Genomic DNA, 22,845 nt, shown 5'->3' with positions numbered 1-22,845 from the left:
ATGACACCGCACACCCCGCAGCAGCCGCTGCTCGCCATCGACAACCTGAATGTTTCCTTCTCCACCGCGCGGGGCACCATTGACGTCGTCCGTGATGTTTCGCTGGCCCTTGCCCCCGGGAAGGCGCTGGCCCTGGTGGGGGAATCCGGGTCCGGCAAAACCGTCACGGCCCGCACTCTCGTGGGACTCAACGCGCCCAACGCCCGGGTATCCGCGGACCGCTTGGACGTGCTCGGGCACGATGCAGCCCGGCTTTCCGAGCGGCAGTGGCGCAGGCTGCGGGGAAAGCACATCGGCTATGTCCTCCAGGATGCCCTCGTGTCCCTGGATCCCCTGCGCACGGTCGGCCGGGAAATCGACGAAGCCCTCCGCGCCCACGGTGTCCATGGACGGGAGGAGCGCCAGGAACGGGTTTTCGCTGCCCTGCGCGCCGCCGGCATCACCGATCCCGAGGTCCGGGCGCGGCAACGCTCCGGTGAACTCTCCGGCGGGCTGCGGCAGCGCGCACTGATTGCGCAGGCCACCGTACTCAATCCGCAGCTGGTGATTGCCGATGAACCAACCACCGCGCTGGATGCCACCGTCCAGGCCCAGATCCTCGAACTGCTGGAGGGTCTGAAGGAACAGGGCCGCGGGCTGATCTTCATCTCCCATGACCTTGCCGTGGTTAGCCGGCTCGCCGATGAAATCGCCGTGATGCAGCACGGACGGATAGTCGAGTCGGGGCGGGCGGCGCAAGTGCTGGGCAACCCGCGCCACGAGTACACCCGACAGCTGATCGATGCCGTTCCCTCCGGCCGCGGCAAGGGCACCCGGCTCTCGTCCCTGCCCCGGCAAGTGAAGTCCGCAGGCCCGGTACGGGCCTCGGCTTTCTCCGCGGAGGCTCCGGCGCTCGAAGCCCGCAATCTGGTCAAGGCCTATGTGTCTCCTGACGGCTCCTCCCGCACAGTGGTCAACAATGTCTCCTTTACACTGCCGGCCGGCAAAACCCTGGGCATCGTGGGCGAGTCCGGATCGGGCAAGTCAACGACGGCGCGCATCGTCCTGGGACTTACGGAGGCGGATGCGGGGACGGTCCGGCTCGGCGGGCTGCCGTGGGCCGGGAACGTCCAGGGGGCACCGGTCACCGAAGAGATGCGGCGTCCGCACCGGCGGGACATCCAGCTGGTGAACCAGGACCCGCTGAGCTCCTTTGATCCGCGCTTCAGCGTGGAGCGGGTGATTACCGACGCCTTGGAGGCCGGGGGCACCGGCACGCCCGGTGAACGCCGGGACCGCGCCGCGGAACTGCTCGGTCAGGTTGGGCTGCCCCTGGACCTGATTCGCCGGCAGCCGCTCACCCTCTCCGGCGGGCAGCGCCAGCGCGTGGCCATAGCCCGCGCCTTGGCGCTCCGGCCCCGCGTGCTGCTGCTCGACGAACCGGTATCCGCGCTGGATGTGTCCATCCAGGCCCAGGTCCTGGATCTCCTCGCGGATCTGCAGGAACAGCATGGCCTGAGCTATCTGTTCATCAGTCATGACCTCGGCGTGATCCATCATGTGAGCGACGACGTCCTGGTGATGAAGGACGGCCGTGTCATGGAATCCGGCAGCGCGTCATCGCTTTTCAACTTTCCGACAACCAACTACACCAAGGCCCTGCTCGCTGCCGTGCCCCAGATGCCCCGGCGCCTTTCCGCCACCGACCTGCACGCATGAACCCCGCTATAGACCTCCCCGAAAGGACCCTTTTCATGACCACCGAGATTTTGGCTTCCTCCGCCCGCAGCTATGCGGAACTGGCGGCCCGGTTCCGCCCGCTGTTTGCAGACATCGCCCAGGGTGCAGCCCGGCGGGAGAGCGGACGCATCCTGCTGCACGATGAAGTCCGCCGCCTTGCCGAAGCGGGCTTCACGTCCCTGCGGGTTCCCTCCGGACTCGGCGGCGGAGGCGTGTCCGCCCCGGACTTCTTCCGGCTGCTCATTGAATTGGCGGCGGCGGAATCGAATCTGGCCCAGGCCCTGCGCTGCCACATCGCCTTCGTGGAGGACCTGCTGTATGCCAACAACACGAAGTGGCTGCGCCGGATCGCAGACGGGGCGGTGGTGGGCAATGCCTGGACCGAAAGCGGACCGGTCCCCGTGGGCGGGGTCAGCACCACCATCACGGTGGACGGTGCGGGTTACCGGGTTAACGGCACCAAGTCCTACACGACGGGAAGCCTGTACGCGGACTGGATCCAGACGGGTGCCCGCACAGCCGAGGGCCTGGACGTCATAGCCCTGGTCCGCCGCGATAATCCGGGCGTTGAGGTGATCGATGACTGGGACGGTTTTGGCCAGCGGCTGACCGCCAGCGGAACGTCGGTCTTCACCAATGTGTTCGTTCCCGCTGCGGACGTCATCACGGAGGCGGCGCATCCGCCGTACAGCACCGGTGTATACCAGCTCATCCATGTGGCGACCCTTGCCGGCATAGCCCGTGCGGCGCTCGGGGACGTGGTCTCCGAAGTGCGCAAGAGGACCAGGACCTTCAGCAACGGAAACGGCACCCGGCCCAGCGCGGATATCCAGGTGCAGCAGGTGGTGGGGGAAGTATCAGCGCTGGCGTTCTCTGCCGAAGCAGCTTCCCTCCGGGTGGCCGAACTGGTGCAGGAAGCCTACGAGGCGCAGCTCCAATCGTCGCGTGCGCTCGCAGACGCCGCGGTCACAGCGGTGGAGTTCGCCTCTTCGCAGGCGCAGATTGTGGTGACCGAGCAGGTCCAGCGGGCAGCTTCCCTTCTCTTCAATGCCCTCGGTGCCTCTTCAACCCGGCAGGAACTGCAGCTGGACCGGCATTGGCGCAATGCCCGGACCATTTCCTCCCACAATCCGGTCATCTACAAGTCACGGATCGTGGGCGACTGGGAAATCAACGGTACGGTACCCGACTTCGTGTGGCGGGCGGGTGAGGCTCCTGCTCCTGCCTCCGCCTCAGCCCGGTGACAAAGGTGCTCCTGCCGGCCCGTCCGGCAGGAGCACCTTTAGTGCAGCCGGATCAGGGATTTAGGTGCAGCGGCCCGCACTTGTTCCCCCGGGACTCGGCAGAAGGGGTGGGGGTCGGCGTAAAATGGAGGCAGTGCCAGGCTCGCGGATGTGGGCGGCTCCGTCCGTACGGTTCAGCTGCATCCGCGCTTTCAGATTAGTTTGCCGCTACTCTCTCCCGGTGAACCGTTGAAACAATCGTCCCGCTGACTGATGACACCGGTTTGGGGCATTGAGCCGGGCCTTCAGCTTCTGCCGGAGGTGCCAATTGTCATTTTCCAAAGGTCAGGTTCTGGTTCATCCCCATCACGGCCCAGCAGTGGTCAACTCTTTTCAAATCCATCCGCGTCTGCAGAAGGACTGCATGGTCCTGGAAGTGCAGGCCTCCCATCTGATGGTCTGGGTTCCCCTGGATCAGATTGAGCGTGTGGGCCTGCGGCCCGTCCTGGACCAAACCGGTCTGGACACGCTGTTTTCGGTCCTGCGGGGCCCGGCTGACGAGGAGGATCACCAGTGGTCCCGGCGGTTTAAGGACAATACCGAAAAGCTGGCCACGGGCGACCCTCTGGTGATTGCCGCCGTGGTGCGCAATCTGATGCTGCGAAACAACTCGCACGGGCTTTCCCAGGCGGAACGGGAAATGCTGCGCCATGCACGGCAGCCGCTGTTGACGGAAGTGTCGCTGGCGCTTGCTATTACGGAGCAGGCAGCATCGGACATGATTGACGCCGTGTGGTGCGCTGCCACCGAACCTGAGGCGTCTTAAGCCGTATCAGGATTCTTCGGGCCGGAGGCCCGCGGATTCATGATTGTGACGCCGCAGACCAGCCCGCGTATCGATGGGCAGCGTCACAGCTTGCCTCCTCCGGATAGGGGTTTACTCTGCTGCGGCAGTGCCTACAATTAAGAGGATCAGATATTTTCCACGGCGGACCCTCCGATCCCCGTCCCTCCGTCTCTGGTCCATTTTGGTGATTTAAGTGACTGTAGTGCGTACCGATTCCGCCGTCTCGAGGTCCCTAACGCCTGTTCATCGGCCTCCGCCGCTTCCTTCCCGCGGTTTGCTCATTGAATGGGATCCCGCGACCTTTCGGCAAACGCTCGAACAATTTGCCGGAGACCGGTCGCTTCCGGTCCCCCATGCTGAAGTCAAAACCGGCTCGCCGTTCCCCTTTAGCCTCCGGGTCCTGGACGCGGATGTTCCGCCTCCCATCATGCTGCACCCGCATTGGGAGCAGGCGCTGACCGGTTTCATACGGGAGCAGGCCCGGGGCGTGCCCCTGAACGCCGGAAACCGCCACTACAAGGACCGCAACCCGAAATGTGAGGTGGCGGTAGCCCTCACTCCCCTGCGCGTGCTTGCCGGAGAACGGAGCATCGAGGAACTTGAGGCCATCGCATCCGGGCTGGAACTGCCCTGGCTGCGTTCCTACCTTCGCTTCCGCCATGAGACTGCTATCCATTCCGTTCTGCGCATGTCGCCAGACGAAACCAAATCTGCCCTGCGGGAAACAGCCGAGGCGGTGGAGCGATGCCGGTCCGCTAACGGACCGGCTGCAGAGGCGGTCGCCACAGTGCGCCGCCTGCAGCAGCTCTTCCCGCACGACCGCGGCATCCTGCTGGCCATCTGCATGAAACTGATCCAGCTGAATCCCGGGGAGGCAACCGTGATCCCTCCCGGATGCCTGCATACCTATCTGTCCGGCCAGGCTGTGGTGGTTATGGGCATCTCCGATAATGCGTTGCACGCCGCCCTCACCACGGAGCAGGTGGACCTCACCGAATTGCTGCAGCTGATAAGCACCGGACAGCCGCAGCCTTCTGCCCTGCCCGTACTCGAGCTCGGTGACGGCGAGCAGCGCATACCGCTGTGGAGCGACGACCTGGACCTGCGGCGGGTGGTTGTGGGGAAAGATCCAAAGCCCGTCGTTGTGGGGCCGTTCAGCGTTGTGCTGGCTGCTATGGATCCCGCCTCCATCACCGTGGAGGAGGTCACGGCTGAAATGCTTCCCGAAACAAAGATCCTGTACGCCGGGGCGCCCGTGACGGCCACCTTCACCGGCCCGTCCCAGGTCTTCGTGGCGTCGGCACTCTAGCTGCGACGCCCGGCAGACAAACAGCAGAGGGAGGACACCACTGGTGTCCTCCCTCTGCTGTTTGAATTTTGGTGGGTGCCTAGGCTACCGGCACACCTATCTTCATGCCGTGCTTGTTCACCAGCAGGTCGCGTGCACCCTGCACCTGGACCCGGGCTTCTTCCTCATCCCAGCCCAGCTGGGGAGCAAGCAGTTCCGCCAGCTCATTGAGCATCTCCTCGGTCACCAGGCCGCGGAAGGCCAGTGACGTGCGGCGGATCAGGATGTCGGACAGACGGGTGATCTGCTCGTTTTCCACCATGTAGGTAAGCTCACGGGTACTCAACTCGGGAGTGGAGGCCAGCAGCTGATCTCCACCCTTCGCCAGGAACTCGAGAACATCGGTGGCGCGGGTGCCGTAGCGGGTCAGCAGCACGCGGACGCGGTCGCGGTCGGCAACCTCGCTGGCCGTGCGGTTGACCCACAGGCGCTCTTCCGCTTCGGTGCGCGGGAAGTCCTTGCCGCCGCCGATCTGAAGCTCCGACGTCGTCGTCTTCCGCGGCATGCCCAGTGCGGTCATGGCTTCGGAAGCAAGGTTTTCGGAGAGGGCGCGGAACGTGGTCCACTTGCCGCCCACGAGAGACAGGGTGGTGACGTTCTTGCCGGCGCGGCGGTCCATGCGCTTTTCGATGCGGTAGTCGCGGGACACGAAGCCGGGCTGCGTGTCATCGTGCTTGGGCAGCGGACGGACACCGGAGAAGGTGTACACGATGTGGTCGCGGCGCACGTCGATGGTCGGGAACACATGCGCAACGAGTTCGAAGAAGTACTCGATTTCCTCATCGGTGCACACCGAGTCCTCGGTGATGTCGGCGTCGATGTCCGTAGTGCCCACCAGCACGCGGTCACCCATCGGGTAGATGAGGACAATGCGGCCGTCGGTGTGCTCGAAGAACAGTTCGCGGCCGTTGCAGGCTTCAAGCAGTTCCGGGTGGTCCAGGACGATGTGTGAGCCCTTGGTGCCACCCATGAAGGAGGTGCGCTTTCCGAAGGAATCATTGGTTTCGTCCACCCAGGCGCCGGTGGCGTTGATGACGACGTCGGCTTCGAACAGGAATTCTTCGCCCGTCAGTTCGTCGCGCAGCAGCGTTCCGGCGTCCGTGGTGCCCACGGCCGAGACGTAGTTGCTGGCGCGGGACTGCGGATTAGCTTCGAGTCCGTCGCGCAGCACGTCCAGGGTGAGGCGCTCGGGGTTGTGGACCGAGGCGTCGAAGTACGTGGCGGTGTACTTGACGTCGGAACGCAGCTTGGGCAGTTCCTGCAGGGACTTCTTCTTGCCGACAAAGTTGTGGCGCGGAGCCACGCGGCCGCCGCGGGAGAAGAAGTCGTACATCAGCAGGCCGGCTTTGATGAGCACGGCGCCGCGCTCGGTGTGCTTGCCCTGCTTGTGCGTCAGGAAGCGCAGCGGGGCTGCGGTGATGCCTGAGAAGGTGCTGGTGATCGGGATGGTGGTCTGTAGCGGCTTTACATAGTGCGGGGCCAGTCGGAGCAGCGCATTGCGCTCGACGACGGACTCATGCACGAGCCGGAACTCGCCGTTTTCCAGGTAGCGGATGCCGCCGTGGATCATGTGGGATGAGGCACCGGAAGCGCCCTGGCAGTAGTCCCCGCGTTCCACGAGTGCTACGTCCACTCCCTGCAGCGACAGGTCACGGAACGTGCCTACGCCATTGATGCCGCCGCCCACGATCAGCACTGAGGCCCGGGGGCGGTCCTTCAGCTGCTGCACGACCGGACGGACGGCGGTTTTTCCCTTGTTGGGGTTCACGGAATTGTCCACGACTATCTCCAAACGCTTCTGTGGCGGCTTTGCCATATCCATCCATGCTCGAAGCCTGAGGGCTCAGGCATCGAGCCGATGCACAAACGTGCACCCTGACATAATGGATACATGAGGTTCTTTGCGGATTGGGTGGACAACAAGTGAACATTGGTGTCACCAAGCGTTCCGCTGCACGGCACGGGGAGGGTATTACCCCTCAGGCGGAACGCGACCGGGACGCCCTGCGGGCGGCACAGATGTACTACCTGCAGAACCTGACCATGGAAGCCATCGCCCGCGAACTGCGGATCTCGCGCTCCACTGTTTCCCGCCTGCTCTCGCATGCCCGCAGCACCGGACTGGTGGAGATCAAGATCAACAGCGCTGCGGACCGGGCTCCGGCGCTGGAGAAGGAAATCAGTTCCCGCTTCGGAATCCACGCCAAGGTGGTGCCCGTGGTGGAGGGGGTTTCCCCCGCCCAGATTCTGCAGCGTGTTGCCGTTCAAGCCGCCCACCACATCAATCCCCTGATTGATTCGGACGCCATCGTGGGTGTTGCCTGGGGCTCCACACTGACCGCCGTCAGCCAGCATCTGGGCGTCAAGGACACCCATGACAGCACAGTTGTGCAGATGAATGGTGCCGGCAATTTCCGCACCTCGGGCATCACCTATGCCAGTGAAATCCTGCAGCGCTTCGGCCATGCCTACGGCGCACGCGTGGTGCAGTTCCCGGTGCCCGCGTTCTTCGACCACACGGAGACCAAGGAAGCCATGTGGCGCGAACGTCCCGTGAAGCGCGTGCTGGATCTGCAGGCCCGGATGAACATCGCCATCTTCGGAGTCGGCTCCATGGAGGCGGGCGTTCCAAGCCACGTTTACAACGGCGCCTACCTCGATGAAGAGGATCTGGAGGATCTGATGGCCGAAGGCGTGGTGGGCGACGTCGCCACCATGTTCTACCGCGTGGACGGCACCTGGGACGGCATCAGCCTCAACGCCCGCAGCACCGGCCCGGAGCTGGGCCAGCTGCGGCAGGTCCCGCGCCGCATCTGCGTGGTGGCCGGGGAAGCCAAGACCACCAGCCTGCTGGGGGCGCTGCGCGCCGGTCTGGTGACGGACCTGATCCTGGATGAAAACTCGGCCCGCAGGCTGGCCTCCTGCTGAGCGGATGCGTCTGGCCGGTCCGGTGACAATGGGTCCGGATCCGCCCGGGACTCCAGTGTGCCCGTCAGCGCACAGTCGCCGGCCGCAGCAGCAGCCAGGTTCCGGTGGCGGAGAGCACGACCGCACCGATGGCTGCGGCAGCAAGCCACCAGAGGTGGAAGGCGGCGGCAATTGCTGCCGCCTGGGGCACGAGGATGATTACCGCCACCGCCAGTATGAGGACGACGCCGCCTGCGAGGAGTTGAGGGCCGAGAGCGCCGAAGCGTACCCACGCTGCGGCGAAGACTCCTCCGATGGTAAGTGTGGCAAGTACTCCCAGGAAGACGATCGGCAGCAGACGCAGTGTGTCGCCGCCGCCGAGGACGTAGATATCGAAGATGTAGAAGCCGGCAAACCAGTGGTTGGTGGCGATCTCGATGGCATTGAGCGCAGCCAGGATCAGGGCGACGTAGGCGGCGGTGAGTGCGTTCCAGATGATGGTACCGGCGACGAATGACCGCCTGGATGCCCCGAGAGCCAACGCGAACGGGAACGTTGTTCCAACACTGGCAACACCGAGATAGCAGAAAAAACCCACCAGTGCGTAGACAATTCCGGGATTGCTCTGGGAGCCCTGGATCCACGCCTCGCTGCCCGGTTGGCTACCGGAACGCCAGAAGATCAGTGCGGTGAGCACGGAGATGATGGCGACTGACCCGGCGATGGTGAGTGGCACAACGAAGGTTTCCGTCCGCCGGTTGAGGTGGATTTTGACAGTTGAGACGACGGCGCTCATGCGTGTGCCCCTTTCCTGGTGCGAATCGGTTGCGGTGCATCTGCCCCGAATGCTGCGACGAGTTCCTGGAGGGTAGCCGGCGAAACGGTTGCTCCGAGTGTGCGCGCCTGGGTTCGGAGATCGTCGTCGGCGGTCCCGCTGACGGTGACCGATTTCAGGTTGCCGACTGTGTGCGAGAGGAGAAGGGCACTGCCTTCTGAGAGCCGCTCGACAGCGTCTGCGGTCCCGCTCAGGGTAAAGGCAAGGCTGGATGTCTCGTCGCTGTCGCAATCGGCGCGCACCCGGCCCCGGTCAACGATCACTACACGGTCAAAGAGAGCTTCGGATTCTTCGATGAGGTGGGTAGACAGGATGACCGTGCGGGGGTGCTCCGTGTAGTCCCGGAGAAGCATGTTGTGAAAGAACGCCCGGGCTGTGACGTCTAGGCCCAGGTAGGGCTCATCAAGGAGTGTGAGCGGGGCTCGCGAGGCCAGGGCGAGAACAATGGCGACGGCGGAAAGCTGTCCCCGGGAGAATTTCTTGATCGGCGTCCTGTCCGGGATGCGTAATCCCTCCACCAGTTCCGCGGCAATGCCGGCGTTCCAGTTCGGCGCAAATTCGGGGGCGATGCGCAGGACATGGTGCAGCCGGTAGCCGTCGGGATACCGCTGGTTGTCGCGGACAAAGCTGATCTTGGACAGGGCCGCTTCATTCTCAAAGGGGTTCTGTCCAAACACTTCCGCTGTGCCTGAGCTCGGCCGGTCCTGGCCGGCGAGGATGGACATGATGGTCGTTTTGCCGGCACCGTTCCGGCCAAGGAGTCCGCAGATGGCGCCCGGCGGAACGGTGAGCGTGATGTCGTCGAGCGCCTTCGAGTGCCCGAAGGCGCGGCTCATGGAGCGGATGTCGATTGCGTTGGTCATGCCGGATCCTGTTCATCGTCGATCATCGAGCGCAGTTCGGCGGCCGGAATCTCAAGGACCGCGGCTTCGCGAAGAAGCGGCTGCAGGTATTGTTTGCGAAACTCATCGCGCCGCCGGGCAAGGAGGACTTTCCGCGCTCCGGTCGCAACAAACATCCCGATGCCCCGTTTTTTGTAGAGCACGCCCAGATCCACGAGCATGTTCACGCCCTTGCTGGCGGTGGCGGGATTCATTTGGTGGAACATGGCGAAGTCGGTGGCCGAAGGCACAGCGGTCTCTTCGGGATAGGTTCCCGCCACGATGTCGTCGGCAATCCTCACAGCAAGCTGCTGGAAGATCGGACCCTCACCTGTGAACATGACCACACCGTAGTCCATTAGTGGACTAATGGACATAGGTACTGGAAAGTCAGGACTCCAGCATTGCCACGGACCGGTTCCACAACCCCAGTGCCAGCGCTCCGTCCCGGGCCTGGCGGTTAGGGCGCGCCACCTTGCACCGCCGGTAATACTCGCCTGTCGCGTAGTCCTGCCCCGGAACAGCCCCGGCAAGATAGACCAGCGTTCGGGCGCCCTTGTCCGGAGTCAGCACCAGATGCCGCAGGGGTGAATGCCCTGCGCCGGGTGCCACACCGTGCTCCCTGAGGAAATTGGTGGCCACCAGGCCGGGGTGGAAGGTTGTGGAAGTTGCTCCCCGGAGGCGGTAACGGCGGTCAAACTCGCGTGTAAACAGGATCAGTGCGGGTTTGGCTGCCGCATAAGCCCGAAAGGGACGGTACCGCTTTTCCAGCTCCAGATCATCCGGATCGATGCGTCCGAATAAGTTGGCCGCGCTGGAAGTGTTGATCACGGTTCCGCCCGACTCCAGCAGCCGGTCGGTCAGCATTTGGGTGAGCAGGAAGGGCGCCAGGTAGTTCACCTGGAAAGTCCTTTCGTGTCCGTCCTCAGTGATCTGCCGCCTCGAGCCGAACATTGCTCCGGCGTTGTTGGCCAGGACGTCGATGACGCCGCAGCGTGCCAGCAGCTGGAACGCCAGGTTCCGCACAGTGTCCAGCGCGGCGAAATCGGCCACGACGTACTCGCCGCCGGTGTGCCCGGCCACTGCAGCCGTCTTCGACGGCGACCGCCCCACCACCACCACGCGATGACCCTGCCGGGCCAGCTGTCTGGCGGCGGCAGCACCGATACCGTCGCTGGCACCGGTGATCACGATGGTTTTGCGCATCATGCTCAGGATTCGATCATTGCCACGGACCGGTTCCACAGCCCCAGTGCAAGGGCCCCGTCCCGGGCCTGGCGGTTCGGGCGCGCAACCTTGCACCGCTCAAAGTACTTGCCCGTGGGATAGTCCTCGCCGGGTGTGCCTTCAGCCAGGAACACCAGTGTCCTGGCCCCCTTTTCCGGGCTGGTCAGGAACAGCTTCCCAAGCCGGGTTTGGTAAAGCGCGTGCATGGCGGACCCCCGGACGCCCGAGAAGCCGGAGGCAACGTTGCCCGGATGAAACGCCGTCGAGGTGGCACCGTGTGAGCGGTACCGGCGGTCGAATTCCTCGGTGAACAGGATCTGCTCAAGCTTGCTGTTTCCGTAGGCTCTCCGGGGGTTGTAGTTCTTCTCCGACTCCAGGTCATCCAAATCCACCCGGGCGAAGAGCCGGTTCGCGATGCTCGAGGTGTTGATGACGGTCCCCCGCGACTCCAGCAACCGGTCCGTCAGCAGGCGGGTGAGCAGGAACGGGGCCAGATAGTTCACCTGGAACGTCATCTCGTGTCCGTCTCCGGTGACCTGCCGCTCCTTGCCAAAGATGGCACCGGCGTTGTTGGCCAGGACATCGATGCGCGGATAACGCTGCAGCAGTTCCGAAGCCAGATTCCGCACTTGGGTCAGCTCGGCAAAATCGGCCAGGAAGTACTGTCCGCCCGTTTGTTCCGCCACAGCGGCAGTCTTCTCCTGCGACCGTCCCACCACCACAACGTGGTGGCCGTCCGCGGCGAGCCTGCGTGCGGCAGCCGCGCCGACGCCGTCGGACCCGCCGGTGATCACGATGGTCTTGGACGCCATGGGCGCCTGCTTTCCTCGAAGTGCCGGGACGGCATCACCCTAGCGGCTAAGGCACCGCAAACGGTAGCCCTGCGCCTGAAGCATCCCCGTTGCTCCCGCACATCCGGACAGGGGGTCGGGGTTAGCGGGAATTCCTGCTCCGCCAGAAAGCTGCCATCAGGGCACCGGAAACGTTGTGCCACACCGAGAAGACAGCCGCCGGAAGGGCAGCTTCGGGCGTGAAATACTGCTTGGCCAGTCCCGCGGCCAGCCCGGAGTTCTGCATGCCCACTTCAATGGCCATGGTTCGCCGGGAGGCTACGGGTTGGCGGAAGAGCTTCGCCGCGCCGTAGCCCAGGCCCAGTCCGAGGCCGTTGTGCAGGATGACCGCAAGCAGGATCAGCCAGCCAGCGGTGACGATGGCGGCAGCACTTCCGGCCACTACGGCAATCACTACAAACGTAATGGCCAGAACCGAGATCCATGGCAGGGCCGGCAGCACACGGTCCACCAGCCGGGGCACTGCGTAGCGGATCACAAGTCCCAGCACCACGGGAATCAGCACAATCTGGACAATGGACAGGGCCATGGAACCGGCGTCAACCGCCATGTACCGTCCGGCCAGCCACAGCGCCAGCAGCGGCGTCAACAGGGGTGCCAGCAGGGTGGACACCGAGGTCATGGCCACCGACAGGGCAACGTTGCCCCTGGCAAGGTAGGTCACCACGTTGGAAGCTGTACCGCCGGGCGCGCACCCTACGAGGATCACGCCGGCTGCCAGTTCAGGACTCAGCTGCAGTGCCCAGGCGATTCCGGCTCCCAGCAGCGGCATGATCACAAACTGGGCGACGACGCCGAGGAGCACGGGCAGGGGCTGCCGTACCACCAGTGCAAAGTCCGGCAGGGTCACGGTCAGGCCCATGCCGAACATGATGAGCATCAAGCCCGGATTGATAAACGCGGATAGACCGGTGAAAGGCTCCGGGAAGAAGAGGGCCACCGCTCCCCCGGCAAGGATGAGCAGGGGAAAGACCGTAACCGCCACGCGCGCACTGCGCTCTTCGCCGGTCCGGGTTTGCTGGGGGGCTGGGGTGCCGGTATTCGCAGACATGCCCATATGGTGGCACTGCCGGCGCTGATCCGCTGATTGTGACACGCGGCACCCTCAAAGCTGCGCGGCGACATCGGGAGCGCAAGGCTGGAAAGGGAGTTTTCAGCTTTCTTTGGAACTGTTTATCCCGGCAACGCAAAGGGGGGCCGCTGCATCAGCAGCGGCCCCCGGGTTACCGGCGCACCTGGACGGGCACCGGTAACTGCGGCGGATTACACCGCGGCAAACTCCTTCTCCGCAGCCTTGTCACCAGCCGGATCCGCCGGGGCCGGAGCCTCGTCGACCGGCCAGGCTTCGGTGCGGGGCGGCTTGATCCGGTCGATGATGATGACAACCACCAGGGAAGCAGCACCCCATATGCCAAGGGTCAGCAGGTGGGAGGCAACGGTGTCCCCGCCGAAGTACAGGATGGAACGGATGGACTCCACTGCTGCCGGCATCGGCAGTACCTCGTGCAGGAAACGGAAGATCTCCGGCTCCATGTAGATGGACATCGCGGCCCCGGAGGCCGGAACGCCCAGGAACATCAGGATTCCAATCACCGGAAGAATGGCGAGCATCCCGATCAGGCGTTCAAAGACCGCGGTGAACATGGCAACGCAGAAAATGGCGATGGCTCCAACCGCCCACAGCTGGAAAAAGTGCCCGTCTACGGCGCCAACGAAGACGTCAACGATCACCCACAGGAATGCAGAGAAGCCTACCGCCCAACCGGCCGCGATCGGCAGGAGCTTGCGAAGCGGACGGCTGGCCGGCTGGGCGGTCGCGCCCACCACAATGATCATGAACCCGGCCATAATCCAGCCCATGGCCAGGTACATGGTGGCCATGCCCATGGAGTCCTGACCCGGCAGCGGGGCAATGTCCTCCTTGATCAGTTCCATCTGCTGGCCGGCGGACACCTGGCCAAACACCTGGCTGACCACCTGCTGCGCGCTCACGCCCGCGGCCTGGTTGGTGAAGAGGGTTGCGGCGGGGTTCTCTGCCGACGGCAGGACGTAGGCTGCGGTGACCTCACGGTCCCGGACCTGCTCACGGGCCTCATCGGCGGAATCCAGTGCCCGCAGGTCAAAGAGCCCGGACATGTTTTCTTCGAGTCCGGCAACCGCTTGTTCGGCCTGCTCAGTGGTGGCACCGACGACGGCGACCGGCATGTCCCTGGGCGCGGGCTGGTACATGGCGCCCAGCATCATCGTGAGCATCATCGACACCATGACCAGCGGGAAGAATGCCAGGGTGACATAGCGCCAGACCCGGCTCTTCGGGCGCGGCCCGCCGTGCAGCGACGCCACATTGACGGCCAGCGGCTTGGCATCCGGCTTGCGGCGCCGCTTCAGGGCATCAAGCCCCAGAGTCAGCAGCAGGGAGGCGACGATGCCGATGACCAGCACCAGCAGGTGCCCGGCGGCGCCGTTCCCGTCAAAGTAGAGCACCGATCGAAGCGACTCACCGGTAGCGGCAGCCGGCAGGAAACTGTGCAGGAAGGGGTAGAGGGCGGGCATCGTGTGCACGGACATGCTCATGTTGGACGCCGGCACCCCCAGCACCATGAGGAACAGCATGCCCACCAGCACAGCCATCGGACCGAAGATACGGGTCAGGAACAACTGGACGCTGCCAACGGCGAAGACCGACAGCCAGCAGATGCCCAGAACGGCCGCGGTGTGGCCTTCAACCACACCCATGATCGGGCCGACGACGGTCCACACCAGTGCGGCAATCAGAGCGGACCAGCCTGCGAGCAGAGGAACAAACCGGCGGAAGCGGAGGAGTTCGGGCGAGTTGGACAGTACCAGGCTCAACGGCATGTAACCGGCAAGCATCAGGGCGGTCGTCATGAACATTGCCCCCAGGCCGGCCATGTCATTGTCCGGCAGCGCCTTGAGATCGTCGGTCTGCAGGTTCAACCCCTGGCCGAGCACCTGCGGGGCCAGGAGCGCGGTGACGGTGCTGGATTGCGAGGCGCCGGCTGCACCGGCGGTGTACACGGTGGCCGAACCGCCGGACAGCACCACGGCACCTGAAACTTCGCGGTCCAGCACCAGCTGGCGTGCTTCCTCTGCCGATGCCGCCCTCCGAACGTCAACAGCATCCGGGGCGGCGGACTCCAATGCCCCGGTGAACGAATCCGCCTGCTGCGAGGGGCCGCTGACTGCGATGGGCATATTGTGCGGTTCCGGTGAATGCATAGCGGCCAGGTAACCGCCCACCAGCATGGACACCATCAGGAGCGGCATCATGAACATGGCGACGTAGCGCCCGATCTTTTCGGCCTTCGCACGCTTGGCGGCCGCCGCGTCAGACACTTGGCTCTCCGGAGCTTCAACCTCCGTCGCCGGGACGGTGTCCGGCGGGGAGTCAGCGGAGGTCGGGTGGGGATTGGTCAAGAACGTGCTCCTGTAATAGATCAACGAAGTCGGGGCGGGTGCGCCGGGCCGGAGGCGGCCGGACGGGTTAGTGGAACCAACTCGTCAAAATTACGCCAAGTGGCGTAAAATTGATAATCGAGGGAATATTGGCGGAACGGCATTGAAAGAGGGATCGGCCATGGGGCAGCACGGTGACAAGGCGCGCGAAGCACTGTTGGACGCGGCCGAGGAACTTTTCGCCCGCTTCGGCATAGACGCCGTCTCCAACCGGCGGATCGCCGAACGGGCCGGCACCGCCAACCATTCCGCCGTCGCCTACCACTTCGGTGGCCGGGAGGAGCTCATCCGCGCCCTGGTCACCCGGCACACCGCGGACACGAGCCGCCGCCGGGCTGAACTGGCGGCCGGGCTCAACCCAAACCCTGCTCTTCCGGAGCTGCTGGCCTGCCTGATCCTGCCGTGGGTCGAGCACCTGGGGTCGCTGCCGGTGCCGAGCTGGCGGGCACGCTTCGTCTACCAGCTGCGGGCGGTACCGTCCATGCAGGAGGTGCTCGCAGGATCCGTCCTTGCCAACCCCTTGACCGAGGACCTGATTGGGCGCCTGGAGGCTGCTACCGGAGAGCTGGCTCCGACCACGCGGTACGGGCGCTCCTGGATCCTGGGCAACATGGTGCTGGGAGTGTCCGCCGAGTACGAGGCACGCATCCAGGACGGGGCGGAAAAGGCCAACTGGACCGGAGTGGGGTACTTCCTCATTGATGCCTCGGCTGGCATGCTCTCCGCACCGGTAACCCATCCGGGTGACTTCCTCACCCAGCCTTCCGCGGTTTACCTGCCCTGAATCACGCCGCAGATCCGGGACGCGCGCGTGCCGCCTCGACGGCGAGCGCCGTCTCCTCTGCCGCCAGGTCCCCGTTGATCGCGGCACCGGCCATCAGGCCGGCGGCGGCCGCCGCCATCACCTGCGCTGACGGTGCGGCAAGGTTGCCCGCTGCGTATACACCAGGCACCGGGGTGGCACCGGTGAAATCCACCGGTACCGCCGTCCCGAAGACCACCTCACCCATGTACTGATCGGCCGGGACAATCCCCAGCTCCGCGAGATACCCGGCCCGGGCCTGCAGACGGCTAAACACCACCAGGGCATCCCGGTTCACCAGCTCCCCGCCGGCCAGCCGGATACCGGCACCGGCGGTCCCCTCCACGGCAGTGACTTCACCGGCAACCGTCCGGATCCCCCGTGCCGCGAGCTGCTCTGCCTGCGCAGCGTCCGGAGTTCCGGCCGTGTGGAGAAACAGCACCACGTCCGCGCTCCATTGACGCCATAACAGCGCCTGGTGCATTGCCGCTGCGATATCAGTGGCCAGAATACCTATTGCTTTGTCCCGGACCTCCCAGCCGTGGCAGTACGGGCAATGCAGCACTGCCGTGCCCCAGCGTTCCTCGATTCCAGGCAGATCCGGCAGGATGTCTGCCACCCCGGAAGCGGCCAGCACCCGGCGGGCGTGGACCCGCTCTCCGTCAGCCAGCTGCGCCAGGAATCCTCCGTCGGCGCCCCGGGTCACCGAGGTTACCCGGCCCGTTCTCACGGTTCCGCCGTAGCTGCGCACCTCATCGCGGCCCGCGCTGTAAAGATCCGCCGGCGCCGCACCCTCCCTGCCAAGATAATTGTGAATGTGGGCCGCCGGCGCATTGCGCGGCTCCCCCGCGTCCACCACCAGCACGGACCTCCGGGCCCGCGCCAGGGCCAGCGCCCCGCTCAGTCCGGCTGCGGCACCGCCAATCACGACGACGTCGAACCGGCCGCCGCTTTCCCCGTTCCTGTCCACCGCTGTATCCATAACCGGAATCTGCCCTTCATCCCTGCGCCGACCGTGCCGGCGACCTTGTCCTTCAAGCCTCCGGCGGGCACCAGCGGAACGGCAAACAATATTGCCGCCATGGCAAAATGAGGCACATGGACGACTCTTTGGAAACTGCCCTCGAGGGTGTCGGCTCCAGGCTCCGCTCGCTGCGGACCGACAGACGCTTCACGCTGGCCGGAGTATCAGCAGGCACCGGAATCTCGGTCAGCACCTTGTCCCGGCTGGAATCCGGACAGCGGCGGGCCACCCTCGAACTGCTGATGCCCCTGGCCCGGATCTACGGAGTCACCATTGACGAACTCGTCGATGCTCCGGCCACCGGGGACCCTCGGGTGCATATGCGGCCCTTCCGCCGGCACGGGGCAACCATCATTCCGTTGACGGAGCAGGCCGGAGGGATCAGGGCCTACAAATACATCCTTCCGGGCAAGGCCGCCCCGTCCCAGCCGCAGCTCAAGACGCATGAGGGCTATGAGTGGCTCTATGTGCTCAGCGGAAAGCTGAGACTGGTGCTGGGTGAGAAGGAACTGGTCCTGAGCTCCGGCGAAGCCGCCGAATTCAACACCCGTGTGCCGCATTGGATGGACAATGCCACCGGTGACAGCGTCGAGTTCCTCGCCCTGTTCGGACCACAGGGCGAGCGCGCACATCTGCGCGCCCGCCCTGCGGGAAGTGGCCGGAGTTAGGTCCACGGCCTGGACAACGGGAGCGGCTTAGCCGTTTTCGTACATTGCGATGAAACGCCCGACGACGCCGCCGGCACGCAACTTGTCAATCGCCTCGGGGATCTCTGCCTGGCTGATGAGATTCATGGGCGGCTTCAGCTGCCCGGATTTCATCAGGCCATAGAGCGCCTCAAGGTCTTCTTTGGTGCCGGATTTGGAACCCTTGATGGACAACTGGTTGATGATGATCGGGTAGGTGTTGACGGTTGCTTCCAGCCTGCCCATCCCCACCTGCACCAGGGTGCCGAACTCGGCAAGGGTTTCGATTGCCGCGGCCGTGGTGGTGCCGAAACCGGCGTAGTCCACGATCAGGTCCAGGTTCTTGTCCTTGAAGGCTTGGATGTTCTCGGCAACTCCTGCGAGCCCGATCTCGTCGGCGAGTTCCCTCGTCGCCGGGTTGATTTCTGCACCGTACACTTCTGCTCCGGACAACACGGCTACCCGTGCACCGATGTAACCCAGGCCGCCGAGTCCGATGACGCCAACCTTCATTCCCTTCTTGGCTCCGCCAACGGCCATGATCGCGTGATAGGCGGTGAGTCCGGCATCTGTGGCCATGGCCGCCAAATCAAACGGAACCTCGTCCGGGAGCTTGACCAGGTTGTCGTCAGTGGCAAGAAGCTTGGGACCAAACCCGCCGTCCCATTTGCCGTACCCAAGGGCGTCGCCGTCGCTCATGACCGGGGCCAGGCCCACACGGTCACCCACCTTCCAGTGCTCCATGCCTTCGCCGACTTCGGTAATCACGCCGGCGTTCTCATGGCCCATGGTCCGCGGCAGCTGGAAAAACAGCGGCATCCAGCCGGGATCATCAAGGGCGGTAACGTCGGAGTGGCAGACACCTGCGGCCTTGACCTCCACGACCACTTGTCCGGGCCCCGCATGGGGTTCAGGGACCTCGTTGAGTTCAAGCGGCTTGTTGGTGCCAGTGAACTGCCATGCCTTCATGGGCTGCTCCTTCCCTTGTTGCACAGTGACAGTTTCAGTTTATCGCCGCCCGTGCGGCCTGCTCAGGAGGGCGACGCCGCTGCGACCATCCGTGCGCCCCGCCGGCCCAGCACCTTGTCATAGATCACCGAGAACACCAGTGCCACCACAAGGGCGATGAGAATGATGATGAGCATGCCGATGATTCCGCTTTGCACCCCGGCACTGGAATCGGCGTCGAAGTAGAGGACGGCGCGGTTGGCCATGGTCATTTGGTAGAGCGGCTCCCCGCGCGCAATGAACCGGAAGAAACCGGGCAGCGCTTCCAGCGGCACCACGCCGGTCGCCGAGGGCAGGCCCATGAACACCACGTAAAGCAGGGACAGGACCATGCCTGCGCTGCCGAACACGGCGATCAGCGCGAAGGTCACCGCGGACACCGTCACGATGGAAAGCCACGTGGTCAGGAAGAACAAGCCGCCGTGCGGTATCGGCATTCCGACGGCGGAGGCCACCCACATCATCAGTCCCGCGGTGGGGAGCGCCCCTATGACCACGATGCCCCACTTCACGAGGAAGGTGATCCAGCGGGCAGGGCGCCGCTGGGGTCCAAGGGTGAAACGCGGACCCAGCTCGATCGGCGCCACCCCCAGCCGGGCGTCAAGCAGGAAATGCAGGGCCACGGAACCGCTGACTCCCACCACCATCAACAGCACGGAGTAGAAGAACGCCCCCATCCCCAGGGCAGCACCCTCCGGCGGCGGAGAGTAGACGCTGGTGTTGACGGCAATCGGGTCCGCCAGCAGATCGGCTGAGGTGCCGCCGACCTTCGGGGACACCTGCTGCTCCAGCTCGGAGGGCAGCGCCGTGCCCAGCTGCTCCAGCTCGCGCTCCAGTTCGGCCTGCGCCTGCACCTGGGCTTCCTCCGCGGATTTTGTGAGCTGCTCCCCCAGCGCGCGGTTGGCCTGTTCCAGGGCGGGATCTATGGCCTCAGTGGCCAGGCTGCTGGCCAGCGGCCCGGCCTGGGGATTGGTGTAGACGGTGACCGTGGGCCGGGACACCTCTTCGGCGCTGAGCGAACCGGAAACCAGTGCAGTGGCATCCGCTGAAAACGATTCGGGAATCACCACTGTCCCGTGGATCTGTCCCTTGCGCATCTGGTCCTGGGCCTCGTTCCAGGACAGCTCCCGCAGCTCGATTTTGTCCGAGCTGCCAAATCCCTGCTTCATTTGGTCCGTAATGTTCCGGCCCAGGTCCTCGCGGCCGCCGTCCGGCGTATCCGTTCCCTGGTCCTGGTTCACCACCGCAATGGGGAAGTGCTTCAGATGATCTCCCGGACTGCCGAGCCCGCCAATGTACAGGGCCGTGCCGGCTCCGCCCAGAATCAGGAGCACCAGCAGCGGGAGCAGCCATGTGCGGGGGGAGGCATAGAACCCGATGCCGCGTGAACGGGTTTCAGGAGGATTCTGCGATTCATTGGTAACTGTATGAGCTGGCATGGAACGCACCTCCGGAAGGCGGACTGATGCTCAGGCTGAAGTTGTGGTTCAGCCCTGCTTCTTCGAGAGTATCCGCGGCACCGGGACGGCGATACGGTCAGGCGCCGCAGTGGACCTTCCGGGGTCGGATCATCCGTGCAGCCCCTCCAGGCGCACTTTCAGTGCGTCCAGAACCTGCACCTGTCCTTTGACGATTTTGGTGCGTGCCGCGGCCTCATCGAACCAGCCGGCGACGTCGATTTCCGGGTACTCCCGAACAGTGCCCGAGTCTGGCGGCCACTCCAGCTCAAACGTGTTGCTGAGAATCCGCTCCGGGGAAAAATCCGCTTCAGCAGCGAAAACCGTAATGGTCTTCTTGGCGGACTGCCGGAAGCTGCCCAGGGATGCGTAGTCTGCAGCCGGCGCCGGCACGCCCATTTCCTCGCCGAATTCGCGCAGCCCCGCAGCAAGCGGTTCCTCACCGGGAAGATACTCGCCCTTCGGAATGGACCAGGCATGCGCATCCTTGCGCGCCCAGTACGGGCCGCCCATATGGCCAAGCCACACTTCCAGCCGACCGGTGACGCCGTCGGACGCCGGGGCACGGCGGTACAGCAGAATCCCTGCACTGTGGATCATGGGCTCATCCTAGGGCTTCCTCCCGGGGCAGTCCTACCGTCCCGAAGACGGTCCGTGCAAGGATCGGCGTATGAACCAGCGCCTGATGCTGCTTGACACCGCATCCTTGTACTTTCGTGCCTTCTACGGAGTGCCGGACACCATCCGGCGAAGTGACGGGACACCGGTCAACGCCGTCCGCGGCCTCCTGGATATGATCACCCGGCTCACCGCCGACTACGGGGCGACGCATTTGATTGCCTGCTGGGATGATGACTGGCGTCCGCAGTGGCGCGTGGACCTGCTGCCGACCTACAAGGCGCACCGGGTGGCCGAGACCGTTGACAATGCCCCCGACGTCGAAACCGTGCCGGATCCGCTCGAGGCGCAGATTCCCATGATCCGGCGCACGCTGGATCTGGCCGGCGTCGCCGTCGTCGGCGCTCCCGGATATGAGGCCGACGACGTGATCGGCACCTACGCGAGCGGCGCCGATCTGCCCGTGGACGCCGTCACCGGGGACCGGGACCTCTTTCAGGTCATTGACGACGGGCGCGGGGTTCGCGTGATCTACACGGCAAGGGGGATGAAAAACCTGGAGGTGCTGACGGAAACCTCGATCGTGGCGAAATACCGGGTGCTGCCGCAGCAGTATGCGGACTACGCCACCCTGCGCGGAGACGCCTCGGACGGGCTGCCCGGCGTCGCCGGGATCGGGGAAAAAACAGCGGCATCCCTGCTGGGCGAGTACGGCACGCTGGACGCCCTGCTGGCTGCGGCATCAGACCCGGACAGCGGACTCTCGGCGCCGGTGCGGTCCAAGCTCGCCAAGGCGTCAGAGTATCTGGAGGTTGCGCCCGACGTCGTTCGGGTGGTCCGTGACCTGGACCTGCCCAGGCTGGACGAGGCGGGCGCGGAGCTGGCGCCGATTACCGGCAACGAACGCGCCGAGCTGGAGCGCCTCGGCACGGAATGGAACCTCGGCGGATCCGTGAAACGGCTGCTGGAGGCCTTTGACCGGTTTGCGTAACGGTACCCCTGGCGTGAAGGCCCGTTGCTAGGTGCGCGCCGGCCCTCTGCCCACTTCGGCTTGAACCTCGGCAACTACCTCGCGGTGGCTGCCCAGGGCCTCAAGTTCCTGGGCCAGTTCTTCGAGTTCGGCACCGCCGGCCATCTGGGCGGTCAGCTGGTCCAGGGTGACGTCCTCTTTGCTGTAATAGCCGATGGAACGCCCGCGCTTGAGCAGCAGGAAGCGGTCCCCCACCGGGTAGGCATGGTGGGGATTGTGGGTAATGAAGATGACGCCGAGTCCGCGGTCACGGGCCTGCAGGATGTAACGCAGGACCACCCCGGACTGCTTGACGCCCAGGGCTGCCGTCGGTTCATCCAGGATCAGCACCTTCGCACCGAAGTGCACGGCACGGGCAATGGCCACGCACTGGCGCTCACCGCCGGAAAGCTGACCCACCGGCTGCTCCACATCGCGCAGGTCAATGCCCATGGCCTGCAGCTCTTTCCTGGTGATCTCCTTCATCCGCGCAACGTCGAGCCTTTTGAACGGCCCCGAGCCCGTGGTGAGTTCAGAGCCGAGAAAGAAGTTGCGCCAGATCGGCATCAGGGAAACAACAGCCAGGTCCTGGTAGACGGCGGCAATGCCCAGGTCCAGCGCGGAGCGCGGAGACATGAAGTGGCGTTCCGCCCCGAGCGCCGTGAAGGTTCCTTCATCATGCGGGTGCAGTCCGGCAATGATTTTGATCAGCGTCGATTTGCCGGCGCCGTTGTCGCCCAGCACGCAGGTGACCTTGCCGGCATCCACATCCATGGTGACATCGTGCAGCGCAATGATGTTGCCGTAGTGTTTGCCCACCTTGTCGAGCCGCAGCAGATGCTCCGGAGCCGGCAGCCCAGCCTCAGGCACAGCGGCTGCACCGCCGTCGGCGTGGTTTTTCCTGCTGTCCATGTGTTGTCTCCGTC

The 22,845-nt window shown here is 64.6% G+C and carries 21 protein-coding genes; 8 read left to right on the top strand and 13 right to left on the bottom strand.

Translation table 11 applies throughout. The annotated features are described in order from the left end of the window. The 4 genes from CXQ89_RS08210 (at position 1) to CXQ89_RS08195 (ending at position 5,098) form a co-directional block, all read left to right on the top strand. Positions 1–1,698, top strand: coding sequence for an ABC transporter ATP-binding protein (locus CXQ89_RS08210; protein WP_104160905.1), 1,698 nt, complete (start codon positions 1–3; stop codon positions 1,696–1,698). Positions 1,699–1,733: 35 nt separating this feature from the next. Further along, positions 1,734–2,963: an acyl-CoA dehydrogenase family protein gene (locus CXQ89_RS08205; protein WP_104160904.1), complete on the top strand. Its 1,230-nt coding sequence runs from the start codon at positions 1,734–1,736 to the stop codon at positions 2,961–2,963. 271 nt (positions 2,964–3,234) lie between these two features. Further along, complete coding sequence (locus tag CXQ89_RS08200) at positions 3,235–3,768, top strand: CarD family transcriptional regulator (protein ID WP_104160903.1); 534 nt, start codon at positions 3,235–3,237, stop codon at positions 3,766–3,768. A gap of 214 nt (positions 3,769–3,982) precedes the next feature. Further along, positions 3,983–5,098, top strand: a complete 1,116-nt coding sequence (locus CXQ89_RS08195) for a type I phosphomannose isomerase catalytic subunit (RefSeq protein WP_146067212.1) — start codon at positions 3,983–3,985, stop codon at positions 5,096–5,098. 79 nt (positions 5,099–5,177) lie between these two features. Here the strand turns inward: CXQ89_RS08195 and CXQ89_RS08190 are convergent, their stop codons facing one another. After that, positions 5,178–6,953 carry a glycerol-3-phosphate dehydrogenase/oxidase gene (locus CXQ89_RS08190; RefSeq protein ID WP_104160901.1) on the bottom strand — a complete coding sequence of 592 codons (1,776 nt, stop codon included), beginning with the start codon at positions 6,951–6,953 and terminating at the stop codon, positions 5,178–5,180. Positions 6,954–7,066: 113 nt separating this feature from the next. Between CXQ89_RS08190 and CXQ89_RS08185 the strand changes: the two genes are divergently transcribed. Beyond that, entirely contained in the window at positions 7,067–8,065 is a 999-nt protein-coding gene (locus CXQ89_RS08185; RefSeq protein WP_372434100.1) for a sugar-binding transcriptional regulator, read from the top strand. Positions 8,066–8,129: 64 nt separating this feature from the next. On the opposite strand, the gene CXQ89_RS08180 is transcribed toward CXQ89_RS08185, so the two are convergent. From CXQ89_RS08180 to CXQ89_RS08150, 7 genes are all read right to left on the bottom strand, one after another. Then, positions 8,130–8,840, bottom strand: a complete 711-nt coding sequence (locus CXQ89_RS08180) for a hypothetical protein (protein ID WP_104054479.1) — start codon at positions 8,838–8,840, stop codon at positions 8,130–8,132. Then, positions 8,837–9,742: an ABC transporter ATP-binding protein gene (locus CXQ89_RS08175; protein ID WP_104160900.1), complete on the bottom strand. Its 906-nt coding sequence runs from the start codon at positions 9,740–9,742 to the stop codon at positions 8,837–8,839. Before CXQ89_RS08175 ends, CXQ89_RS08180 begins: the two co-directional genes overlap by 4 nt. Continuing rightward, the gene (locus tag CXQ89_RS08170) at positions 9,739–10,101 is read right to left on the bottom strand and encodes a GntR family transcriptional regulator (protein WP_104161411.1); all 363 of its coding nucleotides are present in this window, start codon (positions 10,099–10,101) and stop codon (positions 9,739–9,741) included. The genes CXQ89_RS08175 and CXQ89_RS08170 overlap by 4 nt, the downstream gene beginning before the upstream one ends. Positions 10,102–10,150: 49 nt before the next feature. Then, on the bottom strand, positions 10,151–10,969 hold the full coding sequence (locus CXQ89_RS08165; protein ID WP_104160899.1) for an SDR family NAD(P)-dependent oxidoreductase: 819 nt from the start codon (positions 10,967–10,969) through the stop codon (positions 10,151–10,153). A 2-nt stretch (positions 10,970–10,971) separates the two neighbouring features. After that, complete coding sequence (locus tag CXQ89_RS08160) at positions 10,972–11,799, bottom strand: SDR family NAD(P)-dependent oxidoreductase (RefSeq protein ID WP_104160898.1); 828 nt, start codon at positions 11,797–11,799, stop codon at positions 10,972–10,974. Positions 11,800–11,920: 121 nt separating this feature from the next. Continuing rightward, on the bottom strand, positions 11,921–12,889 hold the full coding sequence (locus CXQ89_RS08155; RefSeq protein WP_104161410.1) for a bile acid:sodium symporter family protein: 969 nt from the start codon (positions 12,887–12,889) through the stop codon (positions 11,921–11,923). 212 nt (positions 12,890–13,101) lie between these two features. Beyond that, the gene (locus tag CXQ89_RS08150) at positions 13,102–15,276 is read right to left on the bottom strand and encodes an ABC transporter permease (protein ID WP_219815577.1); all 2,175 of its coding nucleotides are present in this window, start codon (positions 15,274–15,276) and stop codon (positions 13,102–13,104) included. A 160-nt stretch (positions 15,277–15,436) separates the two neighbouring features. Here CXQ89_RS08150 and CXQ89_RS08145 point away from each other — a divergent pair, with 160 nt between their 5' ends. Next, on the top strand, positions 15,437–16,099 hold the full coding sequence (locus tag CXQ89_RS08145; RefSeq protein ID WP_104160897.1) for a TetR/AcrR family transcriptional regulator: 663 nt from the start codon (positions 15,437–15,439) through the stop codon (positions 16,097–16,099). A 1-nt stretch (position 16,100) separates the two neighbouring features. On the opposite strand, the gene CXQ89_RS08140 is transcribed toward CXQ89_RS08145, so the two are convergent. Continuing rightward, positions 16,101–17,099: an NAD(P)/FAD-dependent oxidoreductase gene (locus tag CXQ89_RS08140; protein WP_104160896.1), complete on the bottom strand. Its 999-nt coding sequence runs from the start codon at positions 17,097–17,099 to the stop codon at positions 16,101–16,103. Positions 17,100–17,215: 116 nt separating this feature from the next. Here CXQ89_RS08140 and CXQ89_RS08135 point away from each other — a divergent pair, with 116 nt between their 5' ends. Beyond that, entirely contained in the window at positions 17,216–17,809 is a 594-nt protein-coding gene (locus tag CXQ89_RS08135) for a helix-turn-helix domain-containing protein (RefSeq protein WP_104160895.1), read from the top strand. 27 nt (positions 17,810–17,836) lie between these two features. Here the strand turns inward: CXQ89_RS08135 and CXQ89_RS08130 are convergent, their stop codons facing one another. From CXQ89_RS08130 to CXQ89_RS08120, 3 genes are all read right to left on the bottom strand, one after another. Then, complete coding sequence (locus CXQ89_RS08130) at positions 17,837–18,796, bottom strand: zinc-binding dehydrogenase (protein ID WP_104160894.1); 960 nt, start codon at positions 18,794–18,796, stop codon at positions 17,837–17,839. A gap of 62 nt (positions 18,797–18,858) precedes the next feature. Further along, positions 18,859–20,274: a YhgE/Pip domain-containing protein gene (locus CXQ89_RS08125; RefSeq protein WP_104160893.1), complete on the bottom strand. Its 1,416-nt coding sequence runs from the start codon at positions 20,272–20,274 to the stop codon at positions 18,859–18,861. Positions 20,275–20,403: 129 nt separating this feature from the next. Next, entirely contained in the window at positions 20,404–20,892 is a 489-nt protein-coding gene (locus CXQ89_RS08120; protein ID WP_104160892.1) for an NUDIX domain-containing protein, read from the bottom strand. A 70-nt stretch (positions 20,893–20,962) separates the two neighbouring features. Here CXQ89_RS08120 and CXQ89_RS08115 point away from each other — a divergent pair, with 70 nt between their 5' ends. Beyond that, positions 20,963–21,901, top strand: a complete 939-nt coding sequence (locus CXQ89_RS08115) for a 5'-3' exonuclease (RefSeq protein ID WP_104160891.1) — start codon at positions 20,963–20,965, stop codon at positions 21,899–21,901. A 27-nt stretch (positions 21,902–21,928) separates the two neighbouring features. Here CXQ89_RS08115 and CXQ89_RS08110 read toward each other — a convergent pair whose 3' ends face one another. Continuing rightward, positions 21,929–22,831, bottom strand: coding sequence for an ATP-binding cassette domain-containing protein (locus CXQ89_RS08110; protein WP_104054490.1), 903 nt, complete (start codon positions 22,829–22,831; stop codon positions 21,929–21,931). Between the last annotated feature and the right edge of the window lie 14 nt (positions 22,832–22,845).

The organism is Arthrobacter sp. ZGTC212 (assembly GCF_002929255.1).
GTDB lineage: Bacteria > Actinomycetota > Actinomycetes > Actinomycetales > Micrococcaceae > Arthrobacter_B > Arthrobacter_B sunyaminii.
Note: the sequence above shows the minus strand (reverse complement) of the source record. Positions and strands in the feature narration are given on the sequence as shown.

What these genes read in the sequence shown, in the direction of transcription:
- CXQ89_RS08145 (WP_104160897.1), top strand. Translation starts at nt 15,437, where the DNA reads ATGGGGCAGCACGGTGACAAGGCGCGCGAAGCACTGTTGGACGCGGCC.
- CXQ89_RS08130 (WP_104160894.1), bottom strand. Translation starts at nt 18,796, where the DNA reads ATGAAGGCATGGCAGTTCACTGGCACCAACAAGCCGCTTGAACTCAAC.
- CXQ89_RS08140 (WP_104160896.1), bottom strand. Translation starts at nt 17,099, where the DNA reads ATGGATACAGCGGTGGACAGGAACGGGGAAAGCGGCGGCCGGTTCGAC.
- CXQ89_RS08180 (WP_104054479.1), bottom strand. Translation starts at nt 8,840, where the DNA reads ATGAGCGCCGTCGTCTCAACTGTCAAAATCCACCTCAACCGGCGGACG.
- CXQ89_RS08155 (WP_104161410.1), bottom strand. Translation starts at nt 12,889, where the DNA reads ATGTCTGCGAATACCGGCACCCCAGCCCCCCAGCAAACCCGGACCGGC.
- CXQ89_RS08170 (WP_104161411.1), bottom strand. Translation starts at nt 10,101, where the DNA reads ATGTTCACAGGTGAGGGTCCGATCTTCCAGCAGCTTGCTGTGAGGATT.
- CXQ89_RS08135 (WP_104160895.1), top strand. Translation starts at nt 17,216, where the DNA reads ATGGACGACTCTTTGGAAACTGCCCTCGAGGGTGTCGGCTCCAGGCTC.
- CXQ89_RS08205 (WP_104160904.1), top strand. Translation starts at nt 1,734, where the DNA reads ATGACCACCGAGATTTTGGCTTCCTCCGCCCGCAGCTATGCGGAACTG.
- CXQ89_RS08160 (WP_104160898.1), bottom strand. Translation starts at nt 11,799, where the DNA reads ATGGCGTCCAAGACCATCGTGATCACCGGCGGGTCCGACGGCGTCGGC.
- CXQ89_RS08120 (WP_104160892.1), bottom strand. Translation starts at nt 20,892, where the DNA reads ATGATCCACAGTGCAGGGATTCTGCTGTACCGCCGTGCCCCGGCGTCC.
- CXQ89_RS08115 (WP_104160891.1), top strand. Translation starts at nt 20,963, where the DNA reads ATGAACCAGCGCCTGATGCTGCTTGACACCGCATCCTTGTACTTTCGT.
- CXQ89_RS08165 (WP_104160899.1), bottom strand. Translation starts at nt 10,969, where the DNA reads ATGATGCGCAAAACCATCGTGATCACCGGTGCCAGCGACGGTATCGGT.
- CXQ89_RS08175 (WP_104160900.1), bottom strand. Translation starts at nt 9,742, where the DNA reads ATGACCAACGCAATCGACATCCGCTCCATGAGCCGCGCCTTCGGGCAC.
- CXQ89_RS08110 (WP_104054490.1), bottom strand. Translation starts at nt 22,831, where the DNA reads ATGGACAGCAGGAAAAACCACGCCGACGGCGGTGCAGCCGCTGTGCCT.
- CXQ89_RS08190 (WP_104160901.1), bottom strand. Translation starts at nt 6,953, where the DNA reads ATGGCAAAGCCGCCACAGAAGCGTTTGGAGATAGTCGTGGACAATTCC.
- CXQ89_RS08210 (WP_104160905.1), top strand. Translation starts at nt 1, where the DNA reads ATGACACCGCACACCCCGCAGCAGCCGCTGCTCGCCATCGACAACCTG.
- CXQ89_RS08125 (WP_104160893.1), bottom strand. Translation starts at nt 20,274, where the DNA reads ATGCCAGCTCATACAGTTACCAATGAATCGCAGAATCCTCCTGAAACC.